This window comes from Rhodococcus sp. EPR-157 (genome assembly GCF_001647195.1).
Lineage (GTDB): Bacteria > Actinomycetota > Actinomycetes > Mycobacteriales > Mycobacteriaceae > Rhodococcoides.
This window is the reverse complement of the sequence record NZ_LVCV01000267.1, coordinates 1-7,071: the sequence shown is the minus strand read 5'-3', so window position 1 is coordinate 7,071 and position 7,071 is coordinate 1. Positions and strand designations below refer to the sequence as shown.

General features: G+C 62.5%; 7 protein-coding genes. 3 read left to right on the top strand and 4 right to left on the bottom strand.

The features are described from left to right. A partial coding sequence (locus tag A2J03_RS12210) for an amidohydrolase family protein (protein WP_156520345.1) occupies positions 1–632 on the bottom strand: 632 nt, incomplete at its 3' end. 9 nt (positions 633–641) lie between these two features. Beyond that, a complete protein-coding gene (locus A2J03_RS12205) occupies positions 642–1,925 on the bottom strand; it encodes an alanine racemase (protein ID WP_068373963.1) in 1,284 nt (427 codons plus the stop codon). Positions 1,926–2,035: 110 nt separating this feature from the next. On the opposite strand from A2J03_RS12205, the gene A2J03_RS12200 reads away from it, so the two are divergent. From A2J03_RS12200 to A2J03_RS12190, 3 genes are read left to right on the top strand one after another with little or no spacing between them, the layout of a single operon-like run. Beyond that, the gene (locus A2J03_RS12200) at positions 2,036–3,034 is read left to right on the top strand and encodes a sugar kinase (RefSeq protein WP_068373961.1); all 999 of its coding nucleotides are present in this window, start codon (positions 2,036–2,038) and stop codon (positions 3,032–3,034) included. After that, positions 3,031–3,792 (top strand): IclR family transcriptional regulator, encoded by a 762-nt coding sequence (locus A2J03_RS12195; RefSeq protein WP_068373965.1) that lies wholly within the window; start codon positions 3,031–3,033, stop codon positions 3,790–3,792. Before A2J03_RS12200 ends, A2J03_RS12195 begins: the two co-directional genes overlap by 4 nt. A 30-nt stretch (positions 3,793–3,822) precedes the next feature. Continuing rightward, on the top strand, positions 3,823–4,224 hold the full coding sequence (locus A2J03_RS12190; protein WP_068373960.1) for a RidA family protein: 402 nt from the start codon (positions 3,823–3,825) through the stop codon (positions 4,222–4,224). A 99-nt stretch (positions 4,225–4,323) separates the two neighbouring features. On the opposite strand, the gene A2J03_RS12185 is transcribed toward A2J03_RS12190, so the two are convergent. Then, positions 4,324–5,493 carry a T3SS (YopN, CesT) and YbjN peptide-binding chaperone 1 gene (locus A2J03_RS12185; RefSeq protein WP_068373959.1) on the bottom strand — a complete coding sequence of 390 codons (1,170 nt, stop codon included), beginning with the start codon at positions 5,491–5,493 and terminating at the stop codon, positions 4,324–4,326. A 78-nt stretch (positions 5,494–5,571) separates the two neighbouring features. After that, the gene (locus A2J03_RS12180; RefSeq protein ID WP_197480733.1) at positions 5,572–6,720 is read right to left on the bottom strand and encodes an alkaline phosphatase family protein; all 1,149 of its coding nucleotides are present in this window, start codon (positions 6,718–6,720) and stop codon (positions 5,572–5,574) included. Between the last annotated feature and the right edge of the window lie 351 nt (positions 6,721–7,071).

The window sequence follows — 7,071 nt, the reverse complement described above, 5'->3', positions numbered from 1 at the left end:
GCGACCACCTCGCACAGCGCGCGCAGCTCGCTGGTATCGGCATACATTCCTGGCGTGTACGTCAGGCCGCTGGACATCCCGACTGCGCCCTCACTCAGACCTTCCGCCAGTAGTTCCTGCATGCGCGAGATCTCACGCAGCGTCGCAGGCCGCTGATCACCGCCGACGGCCAAGTACCGCAGCGTGCCCTGCGGCACCAGGTATGCAGCGTTGGGAGTGATGCCTCGATCCAGGCGCGTCAGGTACTCGGCGACGGAACGCCACGAAAAGTCCAGGTCGGAGGGGTTGCCGTTCCAGCCAGCGATTTGACGACGGACGATGTCGAGGGTGGCGTCGTCGATGGGGGCGTACGCGATTCCGTCCTGTCCGATGACTTCGGTCGTCACGCCCTGACTGATCTTGGGGAAGTGGCCGGGGTCGGTGAGCAGGCGAAGGTCGGAGTGCGCGTGCATGTCGATGAAGCCCGGGGAGAGAACGTGGCCGGGTTCGATGTCGATGATCCGGTCGGCGCCGTCGAGGACGCCTGCTTCGGTGACAGCTGCGATCCGGCCGCCGTCCAGCAGCACATCGCGACGCAGCCGCGGGGATCCGGTTCCATCGACGACGTCGGCGCCGCGAATCAATATTGTCATGTCGTCGTCCTAGAAGAAGGTGTGTATCAGGTCCACGACGCGGGGATCGTCGGAGTCGGCGTCGTCGATCACGGGGATGAGACGCCACTTGTCGAAAGCTGTGCATGGATGCGAGAGGCCAAGGCGAACAACGGTTCCTATCGGCGCGGTGGAGTCATTGGGTGGGAATCGCAGGAACGAGTGTTGGTCGTTGAGGGCGGTGACCTCACCCTCGACCGACTGAGGAACGGGTAGGCCCTCGTCGTAGGGGAGATCGCGTTTTCCGGCGTCGAGAAGAGCAAGTCCCGATTCCGGCCGGGACACCACACGCGCCCATCCGTGCATCGCCGCCTCGAGCGGATGCTCCGATCGGCTCGGAATCATCGGCGAAATCTGTGAGTAGAAGCCGTCGTCGTGGATGATGTACGCCCCGGATCGCAGCACGACCGATGTTGCGACACCGCGGCTTCCGTTCTCGTCGGCGAGACCGGCCAGATGGTCGACGACGAGGTCTTGGTAGGCACTTCCGCCAGCGGTGACGACGGCGTGGTCACCGTAGAGGCCCGCGGAATCGAGCTCGCGGTGAAAGTCTGCGACGGTGTCGAGGTAGCCGGATACTGCAGTCAGACCCGACTCGGAGCGGTCGTGACTGAGCGCGCCTTCGTAGCCGCCGACGCCGGCAAGTGCGAGGTACTGAGACGCGGTGATCGCGTCGGCGACCGCGCGGGCGGCGACGGTGGTGCGCGCGCCGGTACGGCCGTGTTCACCACCGAGTTCGACGATGACGTTGACCTTTCTGGTGGCACCGGCGGCGGCAAGGGCCCTGTTCATCGCATCGATCGTGTCCGGACCGTCTGCCCAACAGTAGAATTCGAACTCGGGATGATGCGCGAGTTCGAGTGCCAGCCACTTCAGTCCGACCGGGTCGACCAGCGCGTTCGCCAACATGATGCGTTCGACGCCGAAGCTGCGCGCTACCTGCACTTGCCAGATGGTCGCCAAAGTGATTGCCCACGAACCGGAATCGAGCTGTCGCTTCCACAGTGCGGGGGCCATCGTGGTCTTCCCGTGGGGAGCAAGTTCGACCCCGGCCTCGGTTGCCCAGGTGGCCATCACGGAAAGGTTGTGGTCGATCCGCCTGCGGTCCAGAGTCAGCAGCGGAGTCTGAAACAGGTCTACGGACGGCTTCTCGGCAACGAAGTCCTCGATCGACCGTCCCCACGCCTGCGGGGGTAGCGACTTGTGTTCCGGGCCGATCGTGAGCGTCCGGAGAGCACTGATGGTGCGAGAGTCGATCAAGGTGAAGGCCTCCAAGCTGAGTGCGCATGCACGTTGCGTATTTTGCAACGTGCGTTGCGTAAAATGTCTATGGTTAGTAGTGTGCATCCAACAGGGCACGCTCGCAAGCATTCGAAGGAGATCTCTTGTACTCATCGCCTCGCGCGGTATGCGTAGGAGAGGGGCTCGTAGTGCTCGTAGCCGAGCCCGGTGCGCTCGAAGATTCCGAGTCGTTCTCCCGGTCGGCCGGCGGCGCCGAAGCCAACGTCGCTCGCGTTCTCGCGCAGCTCGGAGTGTCCGCGTCGTGGATATCACGGGTTGGTGACGACGGTTTCGGCCGCTATTTGCTCGCACAGCTCGACGACGCCGGGGTCGATGTCTCCGCAGTGGTTGTCGACCCCGCGCGACCGACCGGCATGTATGTCAAGGAACGTGGCGGCGGAACAGGTGTCGGGCGAGACCTGCCGCGTGGCGAGAGCAAGATGACCTACTTTCGTGCAGGGTCGGCGGCCAGTGCGTTGTCGGCCGAAGATCTTCCCTCTGGGTTGGTCGATGCCGCTGAGATCGTTCATTTCTCGGGAATCACGGTTGCGCTCTCGCCGTCAGCAGAGTCGATGACGCGAGCTTTGCTGGACTCCGAGTCGACCGTCAGCTTCGACCTGAACTTTCGCCCTCCGCTGTGGGGCAACAGGATTGCAGAAGCATCGCAAATTCTTGCCGAGCACGTCCGTGGAAGCAATGTCGTGCTGATGGGCGCCGACGAAGCGAACGATGTCTTCGGAATCGACGACCCGGCGGCCCTCCGCGCTGAATTCGCCGAACCGCACCACTTGGTGGTGAAGAACGACGCTCATGTCGTGACCGCGTTCGACGGCTCCTCCCGCGTCGACGTCCCAGCCCTGAAACTCGACGTCGTGGAGAAGATCGGCGCAGGTGACGCGTTCGCCGGTGGCTACCTTGCCGGATTGCTCCAGGGCCTCTCGCCGGTGAAGCGTGTGCGGCTCGGGCATCTGTGCGCGGCAAGTGCGCTTACCGCGCACGGTGATGTAGCCGAAATTCTCAGTTCGTCGAGACTCGATACAGCACTCGGACTTTCCGACACCGAGTGGAATGCCGTGCGCTTCACGGATCTGGTGACGGCATGAGCCAGAGCCTGTCCCGGGCACTCGTCATCCTCGGCATGCTCGGCGAGGAGACGCGTTCGCTCGATCAACTAGCGACTGCTCTGGACGTTCACAAGACGACAGTCCTTCGTCTGTTGCGAACCATGGAGGCCGACAGGTTCGTGCAGCACGACGCCGAGCACAAGTACGTCCTCGGTTCTCGGTTTTTCGAACTCGCGAACCGAGCGCTCGAACAGCGGGACGTCAGGACTGTGGCCAGACCACATCTGGCTGCACTCAACATCTCGACCGGTCAAACGATCCATCTAGCTACGTTCGAATCCGGCGAAGCCGTGTACATCGACAAGTTCGATGCCACGCAGAGCGTCCGCATGTATTCGCGGATCGGCAAACCTGCCCCACTGCACTGCACAGCTGTCGGCAAAGTGCTGGTGTCGGCGAGACCGCGAGCGGAGCAGATCGACATCGCTCACCGGATCGAGTATTCGCGCTTCACCGAACGGACGATCGATACGCCCGAGCGCTATCTCGCCGAGTTGCAGCTCGTAGCGGACCAGGGTTTTGCCGAGGACCACGAGGAGCACGAGTCGTTCGTGAACTGCGTGGGAGTACCGATTCGCAACGGAACGGGCGAAACCGTCGCCGCTGTGTCGATGTCGGTACCGGACATGCTTCTCGATCACGCGCAGGTACTCGGAACACTGCCCGAGATCGTCGATGTTGCGGCAGCTATTTCAGCAGACCTCGGATGGAAGCCGGGCAGTGAAACCCAGTTGTAGCCGGGCGAAACCTCGTAGAAAAGGAAAACAATGAGCGAAAAGTTTGCAGTCCGTACCGATGGGGCGCCCGCGCCCGCCCACACGTTCTCGCAGGGTGTGCGCAAGGGGCCGTTCGTGCAGGTATCGGGCCAAGGTCCGGTCGATCCGGTGACGAGCGAGTACCTGTACCCGGGCGACGTTGCAGCGCAGACCACTCGGACGTTGGAGAACGTTCGTGCGATCGTGGAGGCCAGCGGTGCCACGTTCGACGATGTCGTGATGCTTCGCGTCTACCTCACCAAACGAGAAGACTTCTCCGTCATGAACGATGCGTACGGAGAGTTCGTGAACAAGCACACCAAGGGCGACGTATTGCCCAGTCGCACAACTGTGTTCACCGGTCTTCCTCGTGAGGAGATGCTGGTCGAAATCGATGCGGTCGCCATAGTCTGATTCGGCCAGTCGGTCGACATCGGCCCGGACCCACCGCGACCGCGGCCCGCCCCTGGTCAATTCCGGTCGGGGGCGGCCGCCGTCTTCCGGGACCGCGGGTCAGGCGTTGTCGACGAATCCATCGGTGCGCAATGCCTGTCGTAGCGCCCGGACAATTCGATCCCACGGCACGGCCTCGGCTTCGCATTCGGCCGCAGTCTGAGACTCGCCCCGCTGAAGTGCTTCCTGTGCGTAGTCCCGCCACGACTGGGCTTGTTCCGAGCAGAACGTCTCGTAGCTCGTGATCTTGGCGCGGTCGGCTCCGCACACGGCGACGACGTCTTCGGCGTCGACGGCGCCACCGGATTGGGCGTCGATCTCCAGCAGCGTCATCAATTGCCCCGGTACGTCCTCGTCTACGGCAACTTCCGTAATTGCCTCCGTGGTGTCGGCCTCGTCGGAGTGGGCCAGGCGCGCGGCCGCGACGACACCTCCGAGGTTCTCGGCGAACGCGTCGTCGACGCCTCCGACGAATGCGGCCAACCTGGTAATGGCATTGACCGCGTGTTGTGGAAGGAACGGGTTGGCGTCGATGCTCAATGCGGCGTGGACACGATCTTCCACAAGCAGAAACTTCAAGCGCGGATACCGACGGTTGAGATCGGCGACTACTTCGGCAGCACGCGTCCGGCCGGCAATTCGTTCGACGATGGGGGCGTGAATTCTCACTTCGTCGGAGCTGGCTACGTAGAGGTACGCAGCAATGGATCCCATGGTGATGCGGTAGCTGCCATCGCCGGAGGCATGCACGTCGACGTCCGGCACCGCGCGTACCGCGGCCTCGACGGAATCAGCCAGTTGCGACTCGGTCGAGTGAACGGTTCGGCTCGACGGGTCGACACTGTATTGAACGTCGCGAGGGGACTCTTCGACCTGACCGGCCAGGAACGACGGGTGTGGCACATTCCAGGTATGGCGGATCTCGGTCACGATGGCTGCTGCGAATTTGTCCACCCATGCCTTGGCTTCTTCGAGTGTGTGAATGTCGCCGGAGTGCTTCCATGGCGCTGGGGGTGACTGCAGACCGGATGCTGCGCAGACAAAGGTCCCGTGGCCGGTCGAACTGATGACCATTCCACGCTCTACCGACTTGTCCGGTTGAAAGTCGGGGGAGATGGACGTCTCCGCTCCTGAGTTGTCCGACGCCAGATGATCCGCGAGCTCGGCGGAGAACACCCTCCAATCGCGGTCGGTCTCGTCGTCCAGACTCGTTCCCTCGAACATCGCCATTGCTTCCCCGTTTCAGTGCAGATTCGAACACGCGATCGAAGAGAAGTTAGCTCGAGGTACCGACAAGTCGGGACATCGTCATCGATGTGGTCGAAAGACAGTGGCCGGAACGAGCAGTTCGGCGGAGGTCAGCGAGCCGTGGTGCCCGTTCAAGGCCGACGCGGTCGATTCGGCTTGGCTTCTGATCACCGCGGAGGAGTCCTCGGCAAGGGCCAAGAGATCTCCGATTCGCTCATAGGCGCCGGATGTGACCGTCGGGCCGAACCATCCCCGTTCGATTGCATCGTCTTTTCGCACCATCGTGAAGCGACCGTTCAGCAACTCGCTCCAGGTCGCCTCGACGTCGTCGACGCTGCGGTCGCGGATGTAGAGGTATCGCATTCGTGGTTCGCCGCCGAGCAAGCGAACTCCATCTCGCAACTCCGGGATGGTGTCGTAGTCGAAGCGGCGTTCGATCTGGACCATTCCGTGGTCGGCGACTACGACAAGTGCGCCATCCTCGGGAAGCCGAGCCGCGATGGACTCGGCCATGAGATCGACATGACGAAGGTGCAGTCGCGACGCGAGGGAATCCGGACCTCGAACATGCCCGACGAGGTCGAGGTCTCCGTGATAGGCGTACACGAGCGTCGGGCCGGTGGGCTCGAGCGCGATCGTGGTCTCCGCAGCGAGGTCGGCCAACGAGATCGACGCACGGAATTCCGCGCCGCGGAGTGACGCACGAGTCAAGCCTGATCCGTTCTGCATGGACGGACCTATGTGCACGACGTCGACACCCGCATCGCGAGCGCGTTCGAATGCCGTTGGTATCGGCTGAAACCGTTCGGGAACCAACTCGAGGGGCAGATCGTCGGAACTGGCGCCCTGCAGCTTCCACTGCAGACTGTTCATGAGTCTCTTGTGACCCGGGATGGCGACCGAGTATCCGACGACTCCGTGTTCGCCGGGCGGCAGCCCAGTGCCCAGAGAACTCAGACTGGTAGCCGTCGTACTGGGGAAGCCGGCGGAAATGGGCGCTGCAGTGTGCGCAGTCAGGAACGGAGCGTGCTCGGGGTGCGCCGCGAGCTGTTCGCTTCCGAGCCCATCGATCATCAGGACACACACCCTCAGTGCGCCATGGAGGTTCAAGCCGAGTCGGTCGGTCTCCGAGTCGACACCCAAGTAGGAGAGAACCGAGGGCACGACATCGGCAAGAGAACCCGTCCCGTAGCGCGGCGAAAGCAACATGGACCCACCGTAAGCCTCCGGCTCAAACCGTGCAGCGTCCGTTGTTAACTGACGTGGCGCGCTGACCAGGCGATTTGCGAAGGAGTTCTTCTTGGCGTAACTTTTGTCGAGTCAGAGCGACACGGACACCGGCCCAAACCGCAAGGTGTGGGGCACACGGTGAGACGGTGATCGACCTGGCGCTCCCGGACGAGGATGAAAATCCCTCGCACGGGAAATGAGCGTGTAGCCCCGGAGTCGATGCGAGAGCATGACGATGGTGTGTGCGTGTTCTTTGAGAACTCAACAGTGTGTCGATGAATGTCAGTGCCGAAATTTTTTGTTTTGGTGAAAGCATTCGATGTATCGATC